Origin of the sequence: Mesorhizobium sp. M2A.F.Ca.ET.067.02.1.1, from assembly GCF_004023285.1 — a bacterium.
Taxonomy (GTDB): domain Bacteria; phylum Pseudomonadota; class Alphaproteobacteria; order Rhizobiales; family Rhizobiaceae; genus Mesorhizobium.
The window spans coordinates 1-2,447 of record NZ_RZSB01000833.1 but is presented as its reverse complement, the minus strand read 5'-3'; the positions used below and the strand labels follow the sequence as shown (position 1 = coordinate 2,447).

Genomic DNA, 2,447 nt, shown 5'->3' with positions numbered 1-2,447 from the left:
GATCGGCGAAGGCCCGCAAGTCGCCGACCGAAGGCACCGAGAGGCCGCGCTCGACCTGGCTGACCCAACCCACCGAACGGCCCAACTTGAGCGCAATTTCACTGAGCGTGAGGCCGCGCGCTTTGCGGAGCGCGCGGATGTCGCCGGCCAGCAGCCGGTCGCCATTGTCCTGCTCAGATCTGGCTGTGGTCGAGCTCAAAAGCTTCTCGTGAAAAAATCTGGATAAATTTCATGAGAGAATAAAATCATGAAAAAATCAAGGAGATTTTCATAGGCCACAAGATTTGCTTGCGCGTTTTCGGCGGTTGATGCAAAGGCTCGCACACGAGCGGCGAGTGGGGCGCCCGGTCGGAGACCAGTCTTAGTTCATAGTCTGCGGATGGTCGTCAAGGGAACCGGGTTGCGGGTTTCTGGCCATGCCGAAAGGGACGACCCATGCTTGAGAAGAACATCCGGATCGCGTCGGATGCGGAGATCGTCGATGAGGCGATCACGTCGCGCCGGTCGGTGCGCGCTTTCCTGCCCGATATGGTCGACGACGATTCGATCCGCGCGATCCTCGCGGTCGCCGCGCGCGCGCCGTCGGGCACCAACATGCAGCCCTGGCGCGTCTATGTGACCAAGGGCGAGGTCAAGCAGCGCATCAGCGACGCGATTCTCAACTCCGGCATCCGCGCCGAAAAGGCCGAGTGGGACGAGTATCGTTATTATCCCGACCAGTTCTTCGAGCCCTATCTGACACGCCGCCGCGCCAACGGCTTTGGGCTTTACGGCGCGCTGGGCATCGGCCGGCGCGAGGTCGACAAGATGCGGGCGCAGCACGACCGCAACTTCATCTTCTTCGATGCTCCCGTCGGCATGATCTTCACGATCGACCGGAGACTGAACCAGGGCTCGTGGATCGACTACGGCATGTTCCTGCAGAACATCATGGTCGCTGCACGGGGCAGGGGGCTGCATACCTGCCCGCAGGCGGCCTTCGCTCCCTACCATCGGCAGATCAGGCCGGTGCTCAACATTCCCGACGAAGAGATCGTCGTCTGCGGCATGGCGCTCGGCTATGAGGACACCTCCAAGCCCGAAAACGAGTTCCGCACCGACCGCGCTCCGCTCGAGGACTGGGTGACCTTCGCGGAATAAGCCGCGCGCCGAATATCTCGGCCAGCTAATCGGTACTCATATGCGCGCCGTGGCCGCTGACATGAGCGCCGTCACGCGGCGTCAGCCGCAGGTAAGCCGACAGCGCGCAAAGCGTGATCAGCCCTTCGACGACGAACAGGATGCGATAGTCGTCGACACTGGCCTTGCCGCCGCCGGCAAGCAGCGACAGCAGTGCGGCCGCAAGGCCGACGCTGATCGCCACCGCAAGCTGCCACAGGATGTAATAGAGCGCGCTGAAGCGGGCGAGTTGCTCCGGCGCGATATCCGAATAGGAAAGATTGCCGGTCGAGGCCCATTGCACCGAGCGGAAGACGCCGAAAACAAAAATGTAGGCCAGCACGATCCAGGCCGGCAGGCTCTCCTGCATCAGGGCAAAGCCTGCGACCAGCAAGGCGACGATCGGGGTGTTGGTGACCAGCACGCGCCTGAAGCCGAACCGGTTCAGAAGGCGCGGCATGAAGAAGCGCATGATCAGGGATCCGATCGCGGCGACGAAGGTCAGCGAGCCGGCCTGCACGGCGCTCATGCCGAAGCCGAGCTGGAACATCAGCGGCAGCAGGAAGACCACGGAGCTGAGGCCGATCGTGTCGAGGCTGCCGCCGGTAAGGAAGGAGATGCGGAAGGTGCGGATGCGCAGCAGGTTGAGGTCGAGCAGCGGGTTGCGGGCGCGCAGGCAGTAGAAAGCGGCAACCGCCAGGATGGTGATCGCCAGGCCGAGCTCGATGCCGATCAGGCTGCTCGCGGCATCCTTCGCGGCAAGTGAGTCCATGCCGAAGATCAGAAGGCCCATACCGCTGCCGACGAGGAGGAAGCCCGGAAAATCGAACGGCGTGCGCACCGGCTTGGTCGTTGACGGAAACAGCGAGGCGGCCAACAGCGCCGCGGTCAGCGCGATCGGGATGTTGATGTAGAAGATCCAGCGCCACGAGACATAGGTGGTCAGCGCGCCGCCGACCAGCGGGCCGACCAGCGGCCCGGACTGGCCGGCGAGCGAGATATACATGTTGATCTTGAGCGTACGGTCGCGCGGGAAGCTCGACAGGATCACGACCTGGCCGAGCGTGCCCATCAGCGCGCCGCCGCAGCCCTGCAAGGCACGCGAGCCGACCAGCATCCAGATGTTTTCCGAAAGGCCGCACAGCGCCGAGGCGCTGGCGAAGACGAGCAGGGCGAAGCAATAGACGTTGCGCAGGCCGAAGCGGTCGGCCAGCCAGCCGCCGAGCGGCATGCTGACGATGAGGCTGGCGACATAGACGGTGATCAAAAGGCCAAGCTGGCTTGGCGGG

At 63.5% G+C, this 2,447-nt stretch carries 3 protein-coding genes; 1 reads left to right on the top strand and 2 read right to left on the bottom strand.

Annotated elements, in window-relative coordinates:
• A partial coding sequence (locus EOA28_RS32480) for a helix-turn-helix transcriptional regulator (protein ID WP_148671002.1) occupies window positions 1-199 on the bottom strand: 199 nt, incomplete at its 3' end.
• A gap of 236 nt (window positions 200-435) precedes the next feature.
• Between EOA28_RS32480 and EOA28_RS32475 the strand changes: the two genes are divergently transcribed.
• Window positions 436-1,140, top strand: coding sequence for a nitroreductase (locus tag EOA28_RS32475; protein WP_127252798.1), 705 nt, complete (start codon window positions 436-438; stop codon window positions 1,138-1,140).
• Between the two features lie 25 nt (window positions 1,141-1,165).
• Here the strand turns inward: EOA28_RS32475 and EOA28_RS32470 are convergent.
• The coding region (locus EOA28_RS32470; RefSeq protein ID WP_128315690.1) for an MFS transporter at window positions 1,166-2,447 on the bottom strand (1,282 nt) is incomplete at its 5' end.

Bases quoted from the DNA above. Each gene is read 5' to 3' on its own strand.
- EOA28_RS32475 (WP_127252798.1), top strand. From the start codon at position 436: ATGCTTGAGAAGAACATCCGGATCGCGTCGGATGCGGAGATCGTCGAT.